General features: G+C 30.8%; 25 protein-coding genes. 3 read left to right on the top strand and 22 right to left on the bottom strand.

All coding sequences use genetic code 11. From position 1 onward, the window contains the following. The 10 genes from FYJ58_RS14790 to FYJ58_RS11675 form a co-directional block, all read right to left on the bottom strand. The coding region (locus tag FYJ58_RS14790) for a hypothetical protein (protein ID WP_205839246.1) at nucleotides 1-182 on the bottom strand (182 nt) is incomplete at its 3' end. Next, on the bottom strand, nucleotides 175-378 hold the full coding sequence (locus FYJ58_RS11715; RefSeq protein ID WP_154519909.1) for a hypothetical protein: 204 nt from the start codon (nucleotides 376-378) through the stop codon (nucleotides 175-177). The genes FYJ58_RS14790 and FYJ58_RS11715, both read right to left, overlap by 8 nt. Before the next feature lie 78 nt (nucleotides 379-456). Next, complete coding sequence (locus FYJ58_RS11710) at nucleotides 457-627, bottom strand: hypothetical protein (RefSeq protein WP_154519908.1); 171 nt, start codon at nucleotides 625-627, stop codon at nucleotides 457-459. A 155-nt stretch (nucleotides 628-782) separates the two neighbouring features. Then, complete coding sequence (locus FYJ58_RS11705) at nucleotides 783-1115, bottom strand: hypothetical protein (RefSeq protein WP_154519907.1); 333 nt, start codon at nucleotides 1113-1115, stop codon at nucleotides 783-785. Nucleotides 1116-1240: 125 nt separating this feature from the next. Next, nucleotides 1241-2083 carry an N-acetylneuraminate synthase family protein gene (locus tag FYJ58_RS11700; RefSeq protein WP_154519906.1) on the bottom strand — a complete coding sequence of 281 codons (843 nt, stop codon included), beginning with the start codon at nucleotides 2081-2083 and terminating at the stop codon, nucleotides 1241-1243. Between the two features lie 199 nt (nucleotides 2084-2282). Continuing rightward, a complete protein-coding gene (locus FYJ58_RS11695) occupies nucleotides 2283-2750 on the bottom strand; it encodes a HEPN domain-containing protein (RefSeq protein WP_154519905.1) in 468 nt (155 codons plus the stop codon). Next, complete coding sequence (locus tag FYJ58_RS11690; protein WP_154519904.1) at nucleotides 2735-3070, bottom strand: nucleotidyltransferase family protein; 336 nt, start codon at nucleotides 3068-3070, stop codon at nucleotides 2735-2737. Before FYJ58_RS11690 ends, FYJ58_RS11695 begins: the two co-directional genes overlap by 16 nt. Nucleotides 3071-3108: 38 nt before the next feature. Then, the gene (locus FYJ58_RS11685; protein ID WP_154519903.1) at nucleotides 3109-4956 is read right to left on the bottom strand and encodes a polysaccharide biosynthesis protein; all 1848 of its coding nucleotides are present in this window, start codon (nucleotides 4954-4956) and stop codon (nucleotides 3109-3111) included. A 162-nt stretch (nucleotides 4957-5118) separates the two neighbouring features. Beyond that, a complete protein-coding gene (locus tag FYJ58_RS11680) occupies nucleotides 5119-5400 on the bottom strand; it encodes a hypothetical protein (RefSeq protein WP_154519902.1) in 282 nt (93 codons plus the stop codon). Further along, a complete protein-coding gene (locus tag FYJ58_RS11675; RefSeq protein WP_154519901.1) occupies nucleotides 5393-6544 on the bottom strand; it encodes an AAA family ATPase in 1152 nt (383 codons plus the stop codon). Before FYJ58_RS11675 ends, FYJ58_RS11680 begins: the two co-directional genes overlap by 8 nt. A 218-nt stretch (nucleotides 6545-6762) precedes the next feature. On the opposite strand from FYJ58_RS11675, the gene FYJ58_RS11670 reads away from it, so the two are divergent. From FYJ58_RS11670 to FYJ58_RS11660, 3 genes are read left to right on the top strand one after another with little or no spacing between them, the layout of a single operon-like run. Then, on the top strand, nucleotides 6763-7833 hold the full coding sequence (locus tag FYJ58_RS11670; protein ID WP_154519900.1) for a mannose-1-phosphate guanylyltransferase: 1071 nt from the start codon (nucleotides 6763-6765) through the stop codon (nucleotides 7831-7833). A 14-nt stretch (nucleotides 7834-7847) separates the two neighbouring features. Then, nucleotides 7848-8879, top strand: coding sequence for a GDP-mannose 4,6-dehydratase (gene gmd, locus FYJ58_RS11665; RefSeq protein ID WP_154519899.1), 1032 nt, complete (start codon nucleotides 7848-7850; stop codon nucleotides 8877-8879). A 23-nt stretch (nucleotides 8880-8902) separates the two neighbouring features. Then, nucleotides 8903-9850, top strand: a complete 948-nt coding sequence (locus FYJ58_RS11660; protein ID WP_154519898.1) for a GDP-mannose 4,6-dehydratase — start codon at nucleotides 8903-8905, stop codon at nucleotides 9848-9850. 23 nt (nucleotides 9851-9873) lie between these two features. Here FYJ58_RS11660 and FYJ58_RS11655 read toward each other — a convergent pair whose 3' ends face one another. From FYJ58_RS11655 to FYJ58_RS11600, 12 genes are all read right to left on the bottom strand, one after another. Next, nucleotides 9874-10497, bottom strand: a complete 624-nt coding sequence (locus FYJ58_RS11655; RefSeq protein ID WP_154519897.1) for a PI-PLC domain-containing protein — start codon at nucleotides 10495-10497, stop codon at nucleotides 9874-9876. Continuing rightward, nucleotides 10497-11201, bottom strand: coding sequence for a glycosyltransferase family 2 protein (locus FYJ58_RS11650; protein ID WP_154519896.1), 705 nt, complete (start codon nucleotides 11199-11201; stop codon nucleotides 10497-10499). The genes FYJ58_RS11655 and FYJ58_RS11650 overlap by 1 nt, the downstream gene beginning before the upstream one ends. After that, complete coding sequence (locus tag FYJ58_RS11645) at nucleotides 11202-11603, bottom strand: GtrA family protein (protein ID WP_154519895.1); 402 nt, start codon at nucleotides 11601-11603, stop codon at nucleotides 11202-11204. Beyond that, nucleotides 11584-12258: an HAD family hydrolase gene (locus tag FYJ58_RS11640; protein ID WP_154519894.1), complete on the bottom strand. Its 675-nt coding sequence runs from the start codon at nucleotides 12256-12258 to the stop codon at nucleotides 11584-11586. The genes FYJ58_RS11645 and FYJ58_RS11640 overlap by 20 nt, the downstream gene beginning before the upstream one ends. 3 nt (nucleotides 12259-12261) lie before the next feature. After that, nucleotides 12262-14346: a uridine kinase gene (locus FYJ58_RS11635; protein WP_154519893.1), complete on the bottom strand. Its 2085-nt coding sequence runs from the start codon at nucleotides 14344-14346 to the stop codon at nucleotides 12262-12264. A gap of 3 nt (nucleotides 14347-14349) precedes the next feature. After that, nucleotides 14350-15159 carry a glycosyltransferase family protein gene (locus FYJ58_RS11630; RefSeq protein WP_154519892.1) on the bottom strand — a complete coding sequence of 270 codons (810 nt, stop codon included), beginning with the start codon at nucleotides 15157-15159 and terminating at the stop codon, nucleotides 14350-14352. Continuing rightward, entirely contained in the window at nucleotides 15159-15935 is a 777-nt protein-coding gene (locus FYJ58_RS11625) for an NTP transferase domain-containing protein (RefSeq protein WP_154519891.1), read from the bottom strand. Before FYJ58_RS11625 ends, FYJ58_RS11630 begins: the two co-directional genes overlap by 1 nt. Nucleotides 15936-15949: 14 nt before the next feature. After that, nucleotides 15950-16972: a class II aldolase/adducin family protein gene (locus FYJ58_RS11620; protein WP_154519890.1), complete on the bottom strand. Its 1023-nt coding sequence runs from the start codon at nucleotides 16970-16972 to the stop codon at nucleotides 15950-15952. Between the two features lie 72 nt (nucleotides 16973-17044). After that, nucleotides 17045-18784, bottom strand: a complete 1740-nt coding sequence (locus tag FYJ58_RS11615; RefSeq protein WP_154519889.1) for a hypothetical protein — start codon at nucleotides 18782-18784, stop codon at nucleotides 17045-17047. 278 nt (nucleotides 18785-19062) lie between these two features. Continuing rightward, nucleotides 19063-20247: a glycosyltransferase family 4 protein gene (locus tag FYJ58_RS11610; RefSeq protein WP_154519888.1), complete on the bottom strand. Its 1185-nt coding sequence runs from the start codon at nucleotides 20245-20247 to the stop codon at nucleotides 19063-19065. A 10-nt stretch (nucleotides 20248-20257) separates the two neighbouring features. Continuing rightward, nucleotides 20258-21427: a glycosyltransferase family 4 protein gene (locus tag FYJ58_RS11605; protein ID WP_154519887.1), complete on the bottom strand. Its 1170-nt coding sequence runs from the start codon at nucleotides 21425-21427 to the stop codon at nucleotides 20258-20260. Then, nucleotides 21417-22502, bottom strand: coding sequence for a glycosyltransferase family 4 protein (locus tag FYJ58_RS11600; RefSeq protein ID WP_154519886.1), 1086 nt, complete (start codon nucleotides 22500-22502; stop codon nucleotides 21417-21419). The genes FYJ58_RS11605 and FYJ58_RS11600 overlap by 11 nt, the downstream gene beginning before the upstream one ends. Nucleotides 22503-22511: the final 9 nt, after the last annotated feature.

The raw sequence follows: 22511 nt of genomic DNA, 5'->3' as shown, positions 1-22511 counted from the left end.
CTTGCTCCACTTTGCGTGCCAGATGCGTGTTGCATGCTTTTTGCAACAATACTCCTTTCGCATCTGTGCACATCCTCGCGGAGCGTTTTTGCTTTATAGGAGACGAAGTTTCCTATAAAGTAAAAAAAGAGACTCTCAAAAAATCTAAGAGTCTCAAAAATCCCTATTTTATTTCTAACCATTTATCGTTTTCCATATATTTACTGTTGGTAATATTAGCGGATCAATATTTGCATTTGCATAATATTTCTTTATATCTTTCTCATTTTCTATATCTACATTTCTTAATTCAAATTCTCCAATTAATTCAACCTTCATTTTAAATGGATAGTTTTGTTCTTCATCTTCAAAAATATTCAAACCAAGTTGAACCAACATACCATTTCCATCTTCAGAACATACTTTGAACTTTCCGCATTAAACACAACATCCTCTGGCTCACCAGTCCAATCATAATCAAGCAACACTTTTTATTTTATTTTGTAATGCATATGCTTTTGGGGAATATATTTTTCCTTCTTTAAAACCGCATTCTTTAAGATTTTTTTCAAACTGTTCTTTTGTCGTTCCATCCAATATAGCTTTTACTCTTAATATTTCTTCCTCCACTGTTCTTCCGTTTACCATTACTCTCTCTCCTTTTATTATATGCGTCATATAATTTCAACAATTCCATATGTTTTTCACAATCTTGCTCATTTGTAACATTGCAAATTTTTTTAATAATATTCACGTCTTTTACACATATCTGAATTTCATTTGAACCATTAATATGCTGTATCTTATTTCTTTTTCTTTATTGCATCCGCAATATTACAAAATGTGATATAGTGTTCCGGATTGCTCATCCTATATTCTCTATCTTTGTCATATTCTATTTTTACTCCAAGTACCATAAACTTTTCAAGTACTTGAATTCCACTATCATATTCCTCTTTTCTTATATTGGATTGATGCATCTTTTCAATCCATCTGTATGCATAAAACTTTTCCTCATATAAGTATACGCCATCTCCAAGCCATTGTTCCTTATCCTCTGTATGTATACTTAGTGGCAACATCTGATCTTCTATTACTTTTATTGCCCTATTTTTCTCACTACCATGATATTTCATTTTCTACTTTTTTTCGTTATTATTGTTTACTTTTTATTATTTATTCATACCTTATAATACTATATATCCATTTCTTTCTCATATTATACGCAAAATCACTTTATGAAACAACAATATCTGTTAAATTAAAGAAAATCATTCTTTATCCGTCCTGCCCATTCCTTCATCTCCTGTTCAGCACTTGTCAAAACCTTCTCACCTGTACCGATTATCATTTCCGTATCACGGATATCCTGCACAAGCTTCCACAGTTCATATGGCTGAATTGCAGACTTTTGGTTAATACCATACATATTTTTATCTAATGTTACATGACGCTCAATGGATGTTGCTCCCATTGCAACAGCACAAGCACTTACAAGTGTGCCAAGCTCATGTCCACTATATCCAACTTTACACCGATAACGATTTCTCATTACATCAATTAGCTTTAAATTGGCATCTCTGCTAGGCATTGGATAAGTACTGTTACAATGCATTAACTCAAATGGACAATCGTATTTTCTAAAGATTTCAACAGCATGGTCAATCTCTTCAAATGAACTCATTCCAGTTGCAATAAAAGTATATTTTCCTTCTTTCGCAATCATCTCTAACAAAGTATCATTCCGAAGCATAACAGACGGTACTTTATTATGTTTGAAATTATATTGCTGTAAAAACTTTTGTGCCTCAACATCCCAGGCAGATGCAAACCACTCTATTCCCTTTTTCTTACAATATCTTTCAATCTCATCGTATTCTTCCTGACCAAATTCTAAATGTTCTTTTTCCTCTCGAACCGTATTCCCCCACGGACTCTCCAGTTCACTGTCTAAGTACTCCTTTGTATATACCTTTTCTATTGTCCGTTTCTGGAATTTGACTGCATTACATCCAGCAATCAACGCCGTATCTATCATTTTCTTCGCAATCCCTATATCGCCGTTATGATTAACACCTAATTCTGCAATAATATAAGTACTCATACGCTCCTCCTGACTAAAAACCTGAAAACATGTATTTCATCGGTAACCAAAACTTATCGTATCTCTTACTTTAAGTTTACCACATCAATATAAGCAATTCAATTATTTTTATTTAAATTGCACAAAAATTAACCATTTTTTCTGTTTTTATCTGATATTATCAGAAGCAACCTATTTTAAGAAGTTTTTTAATCATCAACTAAATAAAAAAATTCTTTAACTCTTCAATCTTTCGTTTTTTCTGACTGCGCTTACTCATTTCGTTTTCTAATAATTGTCTTGTTTTTTGTTCCAAATCTTCCACAATACGAATACATTCCTTTGCATCTTCTTCACTAACAATCACAAAGTTATCTCCCGGATACCTTGCATCAAAATAAAAATCACCAAGCCATTTAATATCTTTTGAAGTAACATCAAAGTCTGAATATTCACTTTTAATACAGTTTAAAATAGAACGCAAATTATGAGAATGTAAATAGGAAAAGACATCCTTATCTGTCATGCATTGCTCTAGTATTGCTTTCAGATACTTTTCCGCTGACTGGGCACATATAGAAGCTACACCATTATAATTACCGAACTTTTTCCCTACTTCCATACCTGCTTTTGCATATAAATAGTCACTATATGCCATTCCCATATAAGAATTTAATTTTTCTTCCATAATACCACTCCCTCTTTTTTTACTTGTCTAACAAACAAACAATCTGAACTTCTAAACTGATTTAATGTATAAAAAATCAAATCAACCTGTTCCTCCTCAAGTTCACTACAAAGCTCTCCCCGTAAAAAACGTTCTGTTGGCTTTTCCGTTATCACAAGAATATCGATATCACTTGTAGCAGTTTCTTCCCCCCTTGCGTAACTTCCAAATAAAATAATATATTGTAAGGTTTCTATCTTTTTCGTTAATAGCTCTATTTTTTCTAATAAAAAATCACGCTTATTTCTACTTAAAAAACCTATTGTTTCATCTATTTTCATAGCAAATATTTTCCTTTATATTAATTTCTACCAAAAACTTATTTTACCGTATAGGTTGGTACGATTTCCTGCACATACGAACGAACATCTTCCGTTTCATTATTTACAACATGATACAAATCTCTTAACTGGTGTAAAAATTTATCTTCATCAAATTCAATTGGTTTTCCTATATGTATCATTTTATTTTCCGTATCCTGAAGTCCCTCTTCATCCATTAAAAGTTCTTCGAATAATTTTTCCCCCGGACGAAGCCCCGTATACTTAATCTCAATATCACGATCCGGAATATAACCTGATAAGCGAATCAAATTTCTTGCCAAATCATCAATTCGAACCGGCTCACCCATATCAAGTACAAAAATCTCTCCGCCTTTTGCTAAAGCACCTGCCTGCAATACAAGTGACACCGCTTCCGGTATTGTCATAAAATATCGTATAATATCTTTATGCGTAACTGTTACAGGTCCACCAGCTGCAATCTGCTTTTTGAATAATGGAATAACACTTCCGTTACTTCCTAAAACATTTCCAAAACGAACCGCTACATACTCCGTCTTAGAGCGATTATTATATGTTTGAATAATCATTTCACAGATTCGCTTCGATGCTCCCATGATATTCGTCGGATTAACCGCCTTATCCGTTGAAATTTGAACAAAACGCTTCACATGATATTTATCTGCTGCCTGTACTAATTTCAAGGTGCCAAATACATTATTCTTGATTGCTTCATTTGGACTTACTTCCATCAACGGAACATGTTTATGTGCAGCTGCATGGTACACTAAATCCGGCTGATAAGTTTTAAAAATATAATCCATACGGTTCGTATTACGGACCGATGCAATTAAAACTACCAGATTTAGGTTAGGATATTTACTTAATAATTCTTGCTGAATATCATAGGCATTGTTTTCATAGATATCAACAATAATCAATTGCTTAGGATAATGTTTCACAATCTGGCGGCACAGTTCGCTTCCGATTGATCCACCTCCTCCTGTAACCATAACTACCTGATTCGATACATAACCAATAATCTTTTCCGTATCCAATTGTACCGGCTCTCTCCCAAGCAAATCATCGATTTCCACATTCCGAAGACGACTTACACTTACCTCCTCATTAATTAACTGATACATTCCCGGAAGAATTTTTAATGCACAATTTGTTTCTTTACATATTTCAATAATTTCCTTCAGCTCTTTTCTAGGCATAGATGGGATAGCAATAATAATGTCCGTTACTTTATATTTCGCTGCTGCCCATACAATATCATGCCGATTTCCTACTACCTTTACTCCCTGAATATAGCTACGAAATTTTGCACGATTATCATCAATTGCACAAACTACACTTCCATCCAAATATTGACTCATTGTAATTTCCTTTATAATCGAACTGGCTGCTTCTCCTGCTCCAATTATCATAATGTGCTTTTTAGAATCCGTACGGTATTCGTTATTAATTGCTCTTAAAGCACGATAAAAAAATCTGGAAACACCAACTGTAGCCACCAGGAAAAGTAAATCAAGTGGCCAATAACTCCTTGGCATATGATAGCCTGCAATCCGTCTCATTCCAATGTAATGAACAATCTCAGAAACAACGCAGGCATATATTATATTAGTCATTTCTTCTATACTAGCGTATTTCCATAAACTGTGATAAAGACGAAAAATGAAAAAAATGAAAAGTGTGACCGGTACATGTATCCATGTATACTTCAATATATACTCTAAATATTTAGGATCAACTTGAGATATTCTAAAATCAAACCGAATCACAATTGCTGTCCATGCAGCAAAATTTATAAGTAATATATCCAATAAAATTAAAAAAGCGCGCCGTACTAATAACTTCTGTTTTTCTAACTGTTCCATAATTTGCTATCCTTATCTAATGTTTTTTAGTCCCTTTAATAATATCACGATTTGGGGAGAATTCCAATCACCCTATGTCAATTTACATATAATTTGTAAGCTTCTTCACATGCGAAAAAGCCATCCCTCTACTTCTAATTCACTGGAATGACTTTTTTGTGCCTATAGTTTTATACTTTTTACCCGGTTGTAAAGATACTGATATTTTTCGTTCGGCAAATCAATATTATCATTTTCTTCTGCCCATTTGCCACCATACTCTTTCACGATGTCATCATAAAGCATATATATATTGGTTCCATAAATCCAAATATCATCTATGTTAACATTAATTTCTGGAAAACATTTAAAAATCAGCCAAAACAGTTTATTTTTCTCATGATTTCCTTCTACTATCAACAAATTCTGACTCCGTTTTCTTACTTTTCCATAATAATTACTCATATTTTTCGAACTCCCCACTAATATACATTTTTTCAAGATTATGACCTTCCCGTAATTCTCTAGATGTTGCATTACAGAGTGCCGTTAGAGTTCCGCTCCTTGATAAAATAAACAGACAATCTGGTCGCATCAATCTATTTGTCATTAAATTGGTGTTATGAGAAGTCATAATTATCTGACATTTTGGATATTTTCTCTTGAAAAAACTTATTACCTTCTCTGCCATTTCATAATGATAAAAAGCATCAAACTCATCTAAATATATAAAAGATGGCTCCCAGCCTTTTGGAATCAATCTGCGATACAAATCAACTAATGCTAATGTTCCACTTGAAGCAGTTTCATAAAATGGCACTAATTTTTCATGAGAAAAATATAATTCTTTTCGACCATCTGGCAACTTTTTTAATACCAATTTACACTCTACACCCATTTCATTAAGAAAATCTTCTAAATCTTTTAATTTATTTTGATTTTCTAAAAATTCATAAAAGCTTTCATTTAGTTGTCTTGGACGCTGTAACATACCAGTGACTGCTGTAATGCGTATCATCCTTCTGACATAACTGGACAATTTTATCAACAATGAGTTATTGCTTAATGCTACGTTACTAATCAACCACCTAAGAAATGGCAACTTAGGCTCTTGAATTTCTTCTACCTCTCCACCAATATTCAGTGACTGCAAATATCTTTGAATATTAGCTGTTTCTGCATTTATATAGTGCAAATTATCAAATTCAAATTCACCATTTTCAAAATTACATTTAAAAATGGTGTTACCATCGATAATCAATTCTTCACTTTTTAACTCCTGATTAGAAAATCGTTCATATTTATATATTAATATTCTATTATCAAACTCAAACTCATAAGAAAACATTGCTGAGTTTTCCATAGAATCAGCGTTAAGAAATTCTTCTTCTCCCATATAGGGTGAACTAAACATTATTACTCGTATATCTATTAATGCTTTACCTAAATTAGTTTTTCCTGTTGCATTTCTTCCATAAATCAACATTTTGCTAATAATACCATCTGTAATACAATCTGTACTAAACTGATAACCAGCAGTATTTTTAAAATTTATGGATATTTCATCCTTAAAATTCTTATAATTCTTCAATACAAATTTCTTTAACATATAAGCTACCATCCTTTCAAATAGATTCCTATGTATGAATCTATAGATATAGTATAACCATCCTTATACTCTTCCGCAATATCTATCCGTAAAAAAATTACGGTTCTTCATAGATGAGTGCTCTGATGAAAACTATTCGCTTTTTATTTGCAAAATTAACACAAATATAGTAGAATTAATTCGTATTTTATACTATTCTAATAGGAGATTTAATTATTATGAAAAAAACCGCATTAATTATGGCCGGAGGTCGTGGTGAACGTTTTTGGCCAAAAAGCAGGAAAAATCTACCAAAACAATTTCTTTCTTTAACGGAAGACGGAAAAACGATGATTCAATTGACAATAGAACGTATTTCACCATTAGTTGACATAAACGATATTTTCATTGCTACCAATAAGGAATATAGAGATTTGGTTTTAGAGCAACTTCCTAACTTACCAGAGGAAAATATCTTATGCGAACCTGTTGGAAGAAATACTGCCCCATGTATTGGGCTTGGTGCAATCCATATTTCCCAGAAGTATGAAGATGCACTTATGATCGTTTTACCATCCGATCATTTAATTAAATATAACAGTATGTTCACTAATACTTTGACAGAAGCTTGTGAAATTGCAGCCCAAAACAATAATTTAGTAACAATTGGTATTACACCTGACTATCCTGAAACCGGTTATGGTTATATCAAATTCAATCCTGACCATTGTCTTGGAAGAGCGTTTGAGGTAGACCGTTTTGTCGAAAAACCAAATATCGAAGTTGCCAAAGAATACCTTGCTACCGAAGAATATCTTTGGAACAGTGGTATGTTTGTATGGAAAGTATCTAGTATTCTAAATAAAATTGAACAATTCATGCCTGAAACCTACCAAGGTTTGTTGAAAATAAAAGAGGCGATTCATACGGAACAACAAGATTTTGTTCTTGAAAAGGAATTCTATAATTTTGAATCTATCTCTATTGATTATGGAATTATGGAAAAATCAAAAAATATTTATACAATTCCAGGAACCTTTGGCTGGGATGATGTAGGTTCCTGGCTTGCAGTGGAACGAATTCGAAAATCCAACGAATTCGGTAATGTTGTGTCCGGTAATATTATTACAATCAATACAAAAAACTGTATTATCGAAGGGTCAAGAAAACTAATTGCAACCGTCGGACTTGAAGATTTAATTATTGTAGACACAAATGATGCTACTTTAATTTGTGACAAAAATAATGCTAATGATATAAAAAAAGTATTAGAAACATTAAAAAACTGTAATAGAGATGAATACATATAAAGGAGAGTTTTAAAATGAAAAATGCGTTAATTACCGGAATTACCGGACAAGATGGTTCTTATTTAGCAGAACTTTTGCTTGAAAAAGGTTATAATGTTTATGGCATTATGCGTAGAAAAAGTGTTGTTGACTATGGTAACGTAGAACATATTAAAGATAAAATTAATTTTATTTATGCAGATATGACAGATGTTATTTCTCTTATCAATGCTATGAAAATTTCCCAGGCAGATGAAGTATATAACTTAGCAGCCCAATCCTTTGTAGCTACCAGCTGGGAACAACCTTTAGCAACTGCTGATATTGATGCACTTGGTGTTACAAATATGCTTGAAGCCATTCGCACTGTAAAACCGGAAGCTCGTTTTTATCAAGCCTCCACAAGTGAAATGTTTGGTCTTGTTCAAGAAATTCCTCAAACAGAAAAAACACCATTTTACCCAAGAAGTCCTTATGGTGTTGCAAAACTTTACGGTCACTGGATTACAAAAAATTATAGAGAAAGTTATAATTTATATGCTTGTAGTGGAATTTTATTCAACCATGAAAGTGAAAGACGTGGTAAAGAATTCGTAACAAGAAAAATTACAAATGCTGTTGCAAGAATCAAATTTGGTGTTCAGGATTGTCTTGAACTTGGAAATATGGATTCAAAACGTGACTGGGGCCACTCCAAAGATTATGTACATGCAATGTGGCTTATGCTTCAACAAGAAGCTCCTGATGACTATGTTATCGCTACAAATGAAACACGTACTGTTCGTGAATTTGTTGAAACTGCATTTCAACACGTTGGTATCTCCATTGAATGGAAAGGCACTGGCGTAGATGAAATTGGTATTGATAAAGCAACCGGTAAAACTGTTGTAAAAGTAAATCCAAAATTCTTCCGTCCTGCTGAAGTAGATATTTTATTAGGAAACCCTGCAAAAGCAGAAGAAAAATTAGGCTGGAAACGTGATATTTCATTTGCTGAATTAGTAAAACGGATGATTGATAATGATATGAAGCTTGTAGAAAAAGAAATTCAAATTTCTAATCTTTAATTTTTAGAAAGGATTACAACAAAATGAAAAAAGCACTTATTATCGGTGCTGGAGGTTTCGTTGGCAATTATTTAATAGACCATTTGCAACAAGATTGTAAATGGTCTATTGTTGCAACAAAGTTAAAACACGAAATTATAAATCGAACCGATATAAAAATATATGATTTGAATATTTTAGAAAAAGATTCTATTATTGATTTATTAAAATCAGAAAAACCTGATTATATTTTTCATTTAGCAGCTCAAAGTTCTGTTGCTGTATCATGGAAAAATCCATCACTTACTATTGATATCAATATTAAAGGTAGTGTTAATGTCTTAGATGCAATTCGGGAAATCCAAGACTATCAGCCACGTATTCTTTTAATTGGATCTGGTGAAGAATATGGTCATATTTTACCAGAAGAAACTCCAATTAAAGAAACAAATACGCTACGACCGGGAAATATTTATGCCGCTACCAAAGCATGTCAAAATATGATAGGAAAAATATATGCTGACGGATATGGTATGGATATTATGATGGTTCGTGCCTTCAATCATATCGGACCAAACCAAACTCCACAATTTGTCGTTGCAGATTTCTGTAAACAGGTAGCTGAAATTGAAAAAGGACTCAAACCACCTATTATTTATGTTGGAAATTTAAGTGCTAAACGGGATTTTACTGATGTAAGAGATGTTGTAAAAGCATATAGCTTGATAATAGAAAAAGGGATAAGAGGAAAAACTTATAATGTTGGAAGTGGAAAGGCTATTGCAATCTCGGAAATTTTAGATAAAATTTTAGCCTTATCCAAGACAGAAATTGAAGTAAAAACAGATGAAAATAAATTAAGACCGGTAGATGTTCCTGTTATCGAGGCAGATATTTCGGAAATTACGAATTCTATAAATTGGCATCCTATAGTTTCTCTTGATACAACATTAATAGAAACATTACAATTTTGGAGAAAAAATGTCAAGTAAAATTGACATTTTTTCTCCAAAAATTAATCTTGCATTACAGAAACATTTAATAATTCCTTTTTCCATTCTGGTATCTTATATATCTTACTACAAATTGCATCGAACTCTATATTTTCATCTACTATTTGCTTTGCATATTCTTCCAATTTTTCTGGTTGCCCCTGCAATTCTGGTGACACCAAACATACCTTATACCCCAACTTCTTAATATGACTAAACATTTTTTTATCTAATGGCAAACAAGAAAAAGTATCCACCCATACCCACTCAATCCTTCCAGCCATATTCTCTAATGTATCAATACCTTCATATTCTGAAAATCGCACTGCAACATTTTTCTCTCCCATATCTGACAGCAGTTTAATCATCGGAAAAGAAGAATCCAAGAAAAAATATTTTGAAATATTATATCTTTGCAACATTTCAAGTATCTTATGCTCTATTCTTTCACTTTTCACATTCAGTATCATTGTTCCATGATGGTACTGTTTTAAATATTCTTCAAAGCTTTCTCCATGTTCAAAAGGATTATGTGAAATGTAAATATTTCCATTCAAATCATCTCTTAAATCTAATTCAACTCCATATTGAGGTGATAATTTTTTTAATTCTTCTATTGTATTGATTCTATGTGCAATATATTCCATCAGTGTATTCCCTCCTTTTTAAGTTTTTTACTGAACTCAATCGTTCTTTTAATAAATTTCCACTTTGAAGCCAATCCCTTATTCCAATGAGATTCTCCATGTACTCTTTCAGGAAAAATTACATCAAAACGTTCTATATGAAGTTTTGCTTTTCTTGCCATATATAGTGCATACAAATCCAATGCAAAATCTTTTGGAGGATTTTCCCATGTTTTAAAAAATTTTTTACTAAAAACATTAGGCTGTGCATTTACATCATATAGTCTTTCTCCCATATATATTGTTTCAAAAATACTCATACCAGTCGTAAAAAATTGATCAAATAGAGGTCTCCCTTTTCTGTCCCCCTTTATAAAAAGGTGTTCATTATTATTATTTGCTTCAATAATATTTAATGCCTTTATTAAATCAGCTGGATCTGTCTGCATATCAGCATGAGTCCATCCTATAAAATCACCTGAGCACGCCAACAATCCCTGCACAATACCATATCCATATCCTTGATTAACCTCAACTCTGACAGTTCTCGCAAACGGATATTGAGGTAACAATTCCTTTAACACTTGCGGTGAGTTATCTTTAGAACCATTATCTACCAGTATAACCTCTATATCATCACGTTTAATAACTTCACTAAATCTTTTCAAAATTAATGGTATATTTTCAGCTTCATCATAGCATGGAACAACTACCGACAATTTCATTTACACTCTCTCCTTTTTCACAAACACAAAAAATTTTTGCCCTAAAAAATTTAGTACTGTACTAATACCTGTTGCACATAAAAATGCTAATATTTTCATATTTAAAACAATTATAACTAATTTATTTACGCCTGCATTAATACATGCCGAAACTGCATATAATATTATATAACGCACGATTTCCGTTTTAGAAAATTCTTTACTTTCAAATGTCCATAATTTATTAATAATAAATCCCACAATAGCACCACATACATAAGAAACAGCCTTTGCCATTGATACATTCCATCCTGTCAATAAAAAAACATTATAGGAAATGTAATCTACTACAACAGCACTGCCTCCACCAATCAAAAATTTTAATAATTCTTTTTTTTGAATCTTATTCCTTTTCTGATTCAATCTTAATCATCTCCAAACACTGTTTTATTATGACGTTGTCTTCCTTTTTGTCATATAAAATTCCATGAATTCCGGCAGCCTCTGCTCCAAGAATATCTTTTCTGTAACTGTCACCGATCATAATCATTTGATGTGGTTTTAAAGAAAGTTTTTTTATTATCAAATCAAACATTTTTTTATCTGGCTTTTCTCTTCCGGCTTCTTCGCTAGTAACAATCATATCAATATATTCTGCAATGCCCAAATGTTTAATTTTTCTATATTGAATATGTGCAGTCAAGTCTGTCAAAATAGCAATCTTAATTTCCAGATTATTTAATTTTTGAAATAGAGGCATAACATAATCAAATGTTTCTATCGTTTCAAGCATTGCATTCCAATACTGATTATAAAGTTCTAATGCATATACAGAGGATTTTTCTCCGATTATTTCCAAAAATTTTTGCATATACAACATTCTATTATGCGAAGCTCCAACGTTTCCTAATTGTTCTTTTACGATATCCTTTGCTTTATTAAAGCTGTTTTCAAAATATTCTACTGAAATAGAAAATTTTTTAACACAATAATCCCGTAAAATTAGCATTGCTCGCTCATGACTATATTCATAATCATATAAGGTATCATCCAAATCAAAAATAACTGCTTTTATCAATTATCACACCTCATCCTTCATTTTTCTGCTGATAATCAATAGCAAAAACAACAAAATAATTCCATCCTTAGCATTTTTTACATACAAATTTTCCCTTGTTACCTCTTCTAACTGTGGTATAATTCTATTTGCTATTGTTTCAACTGGTAAATCTACATTTTCCAAATAATCAGCGTCAATGTCAACTACTTGCATTTGAAGGTTATCCAAATAATCATAGCTAACAGATATGCCATATCCTGTAAGTTCATCAATTAACACTTCTAAATCAATAGCAGCACTCACTGTTATTTTAATACTCATTTTTACAACATGATTATCTTCCATACAGTCTCTCAAAGTCTTATCATAATAACGTATTATCATATCCGCATACTTTTTCTGTGGATAAATGTATTTCCTGGCATCTGGCATTCTATCCTCAATCTGCCGAACGATTTTTTCCTTAGAATAGCCTCGATGTGCCACATCTCTTTGAATTTTCCAAAATCTTCTCAGCTTTTCATCCACATCCATATATATTTTCATATCAAGATTTCTTCTTGTCTGAGGTAAATACAGGGAATGTAAGCCACATAGCATAACATAGTTTTTGGGCTTTATCTTTTTTGCTTTTGTAAACTTTCCAGTATCATGATCATATTCTACTCTCTTGACTGGACTTCCTACTCTCAACTGTCGTAAATCTTGTGCCTGTCTATATAAATAATTCGCCTTTGGATTTAAATGTGTAAATTCTTCCCAATGTTTTTCTCCTCTTTCCCATTTGTGATCCCCATCTCCTTCAATATACAATAGATTATTTGCCCCAAGACCAGCTTCTACCACTTCAATTAAAGTACTCTTTCCAGCTCCACTATCACCAGCAATTCCAATTGTAAACGGCACATTTCTCCTTTTGTATAAGGAATTACTTGCAATTCCCAATTGGTACATAGAAAATACAATATAAATTAAAGTACCTGATAATAATGTAAATATTATATTTTTAAATTCAACATTATGAATCTTTAAGAAAGACAAATCTATGTTTAAAAAATATAAATCTACCATGTTTCTTTCATGAAGAAATATAAAGTATGCTAAATATAATATATTGAGCAACATATAAATCGCAATATTTTTATATCGTTCGATGTCAATATTCACAAAAAACAATGTTACATATGGTACAATCCATACATACCATCCCGGCATAGGAGGGCAAAAAGCTAAAAAAACTGAAAATAGCATTCCACATAAGCTAATAAATAAATCACGATTGATAATATTAACACTAAAAGTGAGTAAGTAAACCATCAAAATGGATATAATTGGTATATACATTTCTACTGTTGCAAATTTTAGTGCTACCTGTGTAAGAACATTTTGCTCTTCGTTAAATAAAACCATAGAATAAAAACCTTGTGACTTAAATAACGCCATCAGAAAAATTGTTCCTGTCGCAACAATTCCACTAAAAACCATTGCTTTTTTTAATCCATCTCTCTTATAGAAATACATAAATATAATCGGGAGAACTGCTAAAATATGCAATTTTGTCATTAAAGCCATGATAAGTAACAATGCCCCTTTTATATCACGATATTTTTCTTTCGATGAAATATAATAAACCGTACCTAATAATAAAACAGTAGGAATAATATCCAATTGTCCATGCATATAGACAGAATAAAGTACAATCGGAGAAGCAAAATAAAATACTGCTACATATCTCCTTTTTTCAGGAAAAACCTTTACTAAAAAATAAAGTCCAACAAAGTCTAAAAGCAAACTTGGAAACTTATATGCTAGATTGGTCATAAATACAGATTTTATTCCAAATATTTTTACTATAATTGCTCCCAATGATTGGATAAGTAACATTCCAAATGGATAGGGAAAGGCATTCTTTATCCCACAATTGTAAAAATGTTGATAAGGATCCCCACCATTTTCAACAAAGTAAGATATAAACGGTATAAATAATTTATTTTGATAATCAGATGAAAATAATCCCATTAATAAAATTTTTAAAGCAGTTACTGCCCCAATAAAAATATAAAAATTATCTATATGTATTTTTTTTTGTTTTATACTAAATGTCATTGTTTATTCCTTTGGCAAAAATTTTTCTCCTGAAACAAATTCTTTCCAGTAATTAATAGTTGCTGTATATTCTTCATAATCTTTTGGTGTCCCCCAACCAATGTATCTATCTATTTCAAAAACTCTTGCATCCAGACCAAGTTCCAGTGTATGTTTAATAACTTCATCTACATAGAATTCATTATTAATTCTGTCATTTTCCGCAATCATCTTCTCTGCTGCCCTAACAAAATCCGAACCATGTTTAAACCAAAAAGTTGCTACTATTGCATGATCTTCCATCGGTGTGTCTGAAATCGCTTTCTTAATCGACAGCCCTGTTATCTTATTGCTTTCGTCCACTTCAACCCAACCATAAGCATTAGGATTTGCTAACACTGCTTCATTATGTCGATAAGTAAACACAATAACATCGCATTCTTTTGTAAGTTGTACAAATTTATCATTATCCATGACCATTCCATTGTCGCAACCAGCAATTAATAAGGATTCATCTACATTAATTTTTTCTTTTGCAAGTAAACAAGTACATGCTTGTCCCTCTGTTAATTGATCCACTGTAATAAATGATGCATTTGGAAAATATTTTATAATCTCTTTCTCAACACCATCTGTCTTATGAAAAATTCTATCTATATAGGTAACATTACTTCCACCCTTTTCTATAAAAGGTAAATCCATAGTAGCACATACTACCATAGGATATTCTTTTCCAGTTCTTCTAGCAATTGTAGGTATTGCCGGTTTATGTATCTTATACCCTTCATTAGCAAACCTCTGTCCAGCTCCTGCCATCGGTATTATGATATTCATTATTCAAACCTCCTCGCACATTCAGTCCAGAATAAATAATCTTTTAAATCTTCTGGAGTTCCCCACTGACAAAATTTTTCAACATTTGTAGGAACCCATACCTTTAAACCATCTTTCACCATAAAATTATATGGAAGACTTGCATAAAATTCTCCATTCAAAGTTTGCTCACTATCCACCAATTTCTGACAATATTTTTTCAATAACTTTCCTGTTTTAAAATAATATACTCCTGGAGAATGTTTTGCTTTCGTTTTATCTTTTTCAAAAGAATATTTTTCTCTTATTTCTATAAGATTATCATTTTCATCTGTAAGGCAGGAAGCATAATAATTTTTTTCAATTAATAAATGTGGATGAAATCCTGTATAACATGGAATACAACCTTCACAATTTCGTTTCGTAACTTCTTCTACAAATTTATCATAATCCCATGACAGATAAAAATCACAATAATTAATAATACATTGCTTTTCATCCTCAATATATTCTGAAGCTCTTAAAACATCATATACAGGACCTTTTTTAATCCAGTTATCAATTGCACAAATAGTAGCAGTTGGTGCAATTTCTAATAATTTTTCTCTCATATCCGTAATTGTATCCAAATGTTCCTGTCTACATATAAACAATATATCTTTTTCACTTGGATACATTCCTTCTATTATCCACTGTATAATAGGTTTTCCCTGTACTTTAATAAATGGTTTTAGATCTTTATATCCCGCTGCTACAAATCGAGAACCAAATCCTGTCATTGGTATAATAATCTTCATATTATTCATTCTCCCTATTTCAAACTTTGTCTATATTTTTCTGCGTCCCAATTAAGTAAAAAATTTTGTTCTTCCTCAGATAACATATTACATTCACAATCCTGATTTAACATCATAACCTGTGCACTAAAACTTAGAACGCTTTGAATTTCTAATGCTTTCTTCACCGACTCTGCATTAATATACAAATTGTCTTTATAAGCAATTATAACCGGCTTTCCATAAGAAACCTTAAAGGTTTCCAAATCCTCGCTGCTAAAATTTTCTTTTACTGTATACATTTTTTTCCCAAGAAACACAACGCAATCCGGACAAAAAGCACTATTCCACGTAGAATTTAATGTTTTATATGCTTTAAGCACATTAAAATCTGTAACTCTCCAAATAATACCGTTTTTTATAAAATTGTATATTTCTGTACTATAACGATACGCACTAAAATCAATATGTAAATATTGTTCAATTTTTTGAACAACCATTTCTGTAACATTTATTACCTCTTCTGCTGTATCTGCACTTACTAACAAACCATGATTTTGAAGAAATACAATCTGAACACTTTTTCCATTTTCTTTAAATTTTCTAAAATATTGCTTTGCTAATTCTACTCCCGGTGTTGCATATGCTACAAACAATGCTTCTGGAAATAGTTCCTTCAAAATCTTCATTCCATTTTTTCGACTCGCTAATACATTGACAACAATGGGATGTGTATGTAATGTATACCTTCCAGAAATAGAATGTAAAAATGTTTCAATTGATGGTCTTGCTCCCTCAATAAATGCTTGTTGCAGAATTTTTTTTGACTCTTCTTCTGTCATTAAATCAATATTTTCATTTTGCAAAAATGAATTTGCAATAATTTCAGGATTAACAATCGCATATCCTGAATCTTCTTTTATATCTGCAAGTTGAACTCCAGATGCTTTAATTAACATTTTATCTTTCGAAAGTTTATAAGACGAATTCCCTCCACCTGCTTGTACTAAATCTTCACGCATACCTGCGTATTTTGATAATTCAATAAATGTATTCATGTTTCTCCTTCTATTTCAATTTCAATAAATTTTATTTTTTAACTATCAATTAAACCTAAATATAACTGTTTTTCATTCTATATTTATTTCCAAATCAACATAACCCATGTTATGTTCATAAAACCACGAAACACCCTCCTGCAATAAAGCAATTCGTAAAATATAATTTCCTGGCTCGGATGGATATGTTATATAAATATCTTTTTTTATCGTTTCTTTAGGAAGCACACTAGCTTTAAATCCATACCTTTCACCTTCTAGAACACAATTATCCCAGTCCACTTTTTCCTTTGTTTTTTTGTACCACTTGTATGATACATTTATTCTGCCGATTCCATTTTGTTGTACTGCCTGTGACCAAATAGTATTCGATTTATTCTCAATAGCTAATTTTGCAATAGCATATTTTTTTGTAAATACCTGTTCTAGTGGAATCTCTGAATATTTTTTATATGAATAATCTTCAACTGTAATTTTTGAATTAAAATTATCTAAGGGTTCAACAACCTCTGCAACAACTGGTTCTTCTCTATATCTTATTTGTAAAACATTTTGCGAAAAATGCTTTATTGCATAACCAGAATTAATAGCAATTAATATTAAACATACTATTAAACATTTTTTTCCTACTTTTGTTAAATTTATTTTTATTATTCCATTATCATCATTCAGTACTAAATAAACATTTTTTAATTCTAAATACATAAATGGAACCAACAAATATAGGACAGATATTCCTTTCAAATATCCACTCCAATGCGTCATAACAGTATCTCCAAACGAACCCAGAAGAAAAATATATGGTATCAATGTCCAATATATTTTCTTCTTTTTTCCAACAATATAAGCCAAAAGCATTCCATTTATAATAAAAAAGAGATATATTAACAAGGCAATAAATTCTTGCGTGTTGTGCTGCTCAAGAGCTAACATAAAATATTTAAACCAGCTTACTAAAAATAATTGCGTTATACCCATTGCTTGTTCAAATGGGAAAAAACCAAACCGTATATATATATATATATACCAAAAAATAAGTGCAATTCCTGGTAATGCCAGTTGAAAAAATTTCTTTATATCGAATCTTCTATCATGTATCACTTTCATATGTTCTAATTTTCCTAACAGACCAAAAAGAAATATAAAAAAAGCAATTAAAACATAACCTTCTCTGGTTAAACAAGTTAATGTCATAAAAATTGAATAACTCATATATCTTTCTTTCAATAACATTATAAAAGATATAATTAAAAATGCATCTGCTACCCCATCTGGTAAACCATGCCGCAAAGTTATAATTACTCCTGCCGAAAAAATCCATGGTAAAATCCAAAATATAGAATTCCCTTTCTCCTTCAGATATTTTAGTATTATAACGAGGGCTAAAAATAATATCAATAAATTCGTAAATACATAAACTGGAACAGACACTGACTTCTGTAATAATATTTTTGAAACAATATTTGCCAATAATGGTAATCCTATTCTTTGCCACCTATATGCCGGAGCATCCACATTTTCTGAAAAACCTTTTGTTCCAAATAAATCATTTGAAATATAATAATAAAATTGACCATCCCAACCACACTGAACAGTATCTTCACCTTGATACACAGCTTCTAAATTATATTCTTTCTGCAATTCTTCTGGAACTCCGAACATATCTGATGGAAGAAAAAGCCATTTATATTCTCCTCCTAAACTGCCCCCGATATATTTCATCAATCCTATGATAAGAAAAACTATTAAAAGCATAGATATTAAATAATACTTTTTATTTTCATTTAATAATTTCTTTACTTCCTTAAACATACATCTAGCCTCTTTTCTTTAATATTCTCTTCTTATTTTTTCAATACTGCATTGTTACTGAATAATCCGACACCCATGTTACTACTATCCAGACTTAGGAGCCGCTATTCCAACGATGAAAACCCTTATCATAAATCCCTAGAATGTAAATTATATACTATTTTATATTTGATTTTTCATAATTAATTCTCACTTTTTAACAAAAACAAATTTAATTAATATTATCTCCACTCAAACTTAAGTAAGATTGCCTGTTTTATACCATTAAAATTTCTTTCTTATTCAAGTTCAAGAAAAAATTTAATATATTTATCAACAATAACATCCCATGCAAAGTTATTCATAACATAATTTCTTCCTTGTTTTCCCATTATATCTGCTTCTTGCTTATGGGTTTCAATATATTTTACTGCCCCTTCAAATTCAAAATAATTAGCAAAATAAAGTCCACCATTAGACTCTTGAACAAAATTCTTCGTAACAGCACATTCAGAATTAACTAATATTGGACGATTACACAACCAGCTTTCCATAATTACTAATGAAAAACTTTCATTAGATGATGGCTGGCACAATAAAGTGGATGCACTATAAGCATCATATTTGTCCTGTGTTGACACAAATCCCAAATCATGTACATCTTCCTTAATCGAAGATGGTATTTCAATATCACCACCTCCAATTAATACAAGTTTTAACGATGTTTTATTTCTTTGTTTATACTCTGAAAAATATTTTAATAATATATGTACATTCTTTCCTTTATCTTTTCTACCAGCATATAAAATAAATGGATCTAAAATATTGTATTTTTTCTGAAACCGCTCTATACTATATTTCAAATCTGTATATACACCTGTACCTAAAACCTTTGTTGATACATTCTCAAGATTGTAAACTTTTTTTGCAATTTCGTATTCTGGGCTGGATAAAAAAATCATTCCTTTTACATTTGAAAATGGTTTCTTAAATATATCTAAATATAAATAACTTTCATCATGAAAGCAAGGGATAACAACTGTTTTTTCCGGGCAAATCTGCATCCCGTAATAAGTTGTCCCAAACATATATGGAATAAACACAAAAACTGAATACTCTTCTTTATTTTCCTCTATGAAATGATATAAGTCTGTACTATTAATCATTTCTTCCACAAATATTTGTTCTTCCTCCGTAGATAATGGTAATTGATTATTCATTAATTTATAATTTACCATATCAAATTTAGCAGCAGCCCTTTTTTTTACCTTAAATCTCCTAACTTGTATACCATTTTCTATTGTAACTCCCTCTTTATGATAATTAAAATTCCAGTCTGTATTAAATGCCTTAACACAAGTTGTTAAAATTTCTAAATCAATATTTTTTTCTGTTAAATGTAGTGCCAAATCTCTTACTAAAGATTCTGCCCCCCCTGGAATATCCATACCAAACCAGGGTATAACAAAACCAATCTTTTTCATTCTATTTCTCCTATATCTGCTCAATCAAATTACATAATCGTTTTTCTATTATATCCCAACAATAATTTTCTTCCACATATTTTTTCGCATTTTGACACATTATTTCTACTATATCTGGATTATTTAATATATAATTTATTTCACCTTCAAATTCAAAATAATTTTGATAATAAAATGCCCCATTACTTTTTATGCAATGACCTTTTAATACTTCACAAGCCCCATTTACTATAACAGGAGTTAAAACACTCATAGCTTCCAAGACTACCATAGAAAGGCTCTCAAACTTAGAAGGTAAGATTAACAAATTAGCTGCTGCCATCCCATCATATTTATCTTGTTCGCTTACAAAACCTAAACTGATAATATCATCGTTTTTTGGTATTGGTATCACGGGTTTTCCCATTAAAACTAACTTAATATCATTTTTATTTCTTTTTTTATATTCTTGAAAAAATTGAAATAGCTGATGACAATTTTTACCTTCATCAATTCTTCCAACATATAAAATAAAGTTATCTAATTTATATTTTGCTTTAAATCTTTTTGCATCAATTTTATCTGGGATTTCTACACCTGTTCCTCCCAAATCACTTGGAATATAGTCATTTTGATACAATTTGTGAATTAAACAACGCTCCTCCTCTGTATTATAGAAAAAGAAACGTGGAGTCATAAAAACATTTCTAAAGATTTTCATTTTATGAAATGGTTCATCATGCGCAGTGGGAATTACAATTGCTTTCTCCTTCACTTCTTCTACACCCAATACTGTAGGATAATATAAATAAGTAAAGAAAATAAATACATCATAATTATCTTTTTCTTCTTTTAAATAATCAATTAAACAAGGAACTGCTGGTCCCTGTTTTTCAATCCATTCTCTTTCCTCAGATTCTAAAAGATTCCCTGATAAAAATTTTGCATTGATTACATTAAACTCATCTTGATTTCTTGTATGTATAACAGGAAAACGATGTATATGCACTCTATTAATAATTTCTTCATCACACTTGTATTCATTTTTCCAAGTCATATAATCAATTGCTTTTGATGTTAACACATGAACTTCATTATAATGGTCACACATTTTTTCTGCTAATTGCCGACAATGAAGTTCAGCTCCACCATTTACTTCCAGACCATATCTTTGTACTATAAAACAAATTCTATTTTTCATTTTTTTCTCCTAAAAATGATTCTAAATACAATAAAAACTTCTCTTCAATTATTTTATTATTAAAATCCATTAAACGTTCTTTTTCATTTTGAACAATTATTTTCTTCAATGTTTCATCTGTCATAATACGATTTATTATAGCAGCATTTATTACAGGATTTTTCGTATTTGTTAAAAAGCCACTTCCACCTAATGTTTCGGCAATTGCACTACTGTCATAAGCAAGTATTGGAACTTCAAAATACATTGCCTCTACAAGCGGAACACAAAAACCTTCATGCTCACTCATACAAACAAACAAATCAGCTATTTTATAATAAGCTAATATTTCATCAAATTTAATATGCCCTGTAAAATATACATTATCTAAATTAAGTTTCTCCACATAGTCCCGAAGTCTGTCATAATATTTTTCCATTCCGTTATAGGAACCTACAATAAATAGTCTCGCTTTTTTATTATAATGTTTTGTATATTGACTAAACGCACTTATTAAATCTTCTTGTTTTTTATTCGGTGCAATCCGTCCTGTAAATAAAATATTAACATAATCATCATTAGAATACTTGTTTATAATATTGCGATTTGGTGTCTTTTGATAATCTGTAAATGGTATTAAAATCGGCAAAACATCTATTTTACATTGATAACCTGCCTTCAATAACTCTGTTTTATTAAACCCTGAATCTGCCAAACAGTATTCTGCTATTTGTGCTAAATACTTCATTCCTCTTAATCCATCACTGCATAAGAAATTCGCATTATTACTATATTCTTCAAAAAAATCCGGTGGTGTTATATTATGATATATAATAATTTTTCTACAATTATATTTTTCTAATTCATAATTTAATTTTGTTCCCGTTGATAAATGATATAAGATAATATCTTCTTTTTCAAGGTCTGGTATTTCAGATAAATGTCTTACCAGCTCAGATGATAATCTTGTATCGATATTTTCAGCATATATTCCTGTTTCATATTTTGTATTTTGTAACAATCTATATAATGCTATTGTATCATTCCCCACAGCATCACCATAGGCTATTGTTGGAAGTACTTGTATAATTTTCATATTCTCCCT

The sequence above is a fragment of the Velocimicrobium porci genome (genome assembly GCF_009696045.1).
Taxonomy (GTDB): domain Bacteria; phylum Bacillota; class Clostridia; order Lachnospirales; family Lachnospiraceae; genus Velocimicrobium; species Velocimicrobium porci.
Note: the sequence above shows the minus strand (reverse complement) of the source record. Positions and strands in the feature narration are given on the sequence as shown.